Here is a 417-nt window from a genome sequence, read left to right as displayed (position 1 = left end):
CCTCGGGCACGCTGACCATCTCGGACGTCGACAGTGATCCGCACTTCGTCGCCCAGGCCGGCACCGCCGGCCTCTACGGCACCTTCGCCATCGATGCCGATGGCGCCTGGACCTATACGGCGTCCTCGGCGCATGACGAGTTCGTCGCCGGCACCACCTACACCGACACCTTCAATGTGGTCAGCGCCGACGGCACCCCGACCACGGTGACGATCAACATCCTCGGCACCAACGACGCCGCGGTGCTGTCGTCCGACGTGAAGAACCTGACCGAGACCAATGCGGCCGCCGACATCTCGACCTCGGGCACGCTGACCATCTCGGACGTCGACAGTGATCCGCACTTCGTCGCCCAGGCCGGCACCGCCGGCCTCTACGGCACCTTCGCCATCGATGCCGATGGCGCCTGGACCTACA

1 protein-coding gene is annotated in these 417 nt (G+C 66.9%); it reads left to right on the top strand.

What is annotated here, in order from left to right; genetic code table 11:
• A partial coding sequence (locus EN859_RS35495; protein WP_135913625.1) for a VCBS domain-containing protein occupies window positions 1–417 on the top strand: 417 nt, incomplete at both ends.

It is taken from the genome of Mesorhizobium sp. M00.F.Ca.ET.216.01.1.1, assembly GCF_004010325.2.
Classification (GTDB): Bacteria; Pseudomonadota; Alphaproteobacteria; order Rhizobiales; family Rhizobiaceae; genus Mesorhizobium.
Note: the sequence above shows the minus strand (reverse complement) of the source record. Positions and strands in the feature narration are given on the sequence as shown.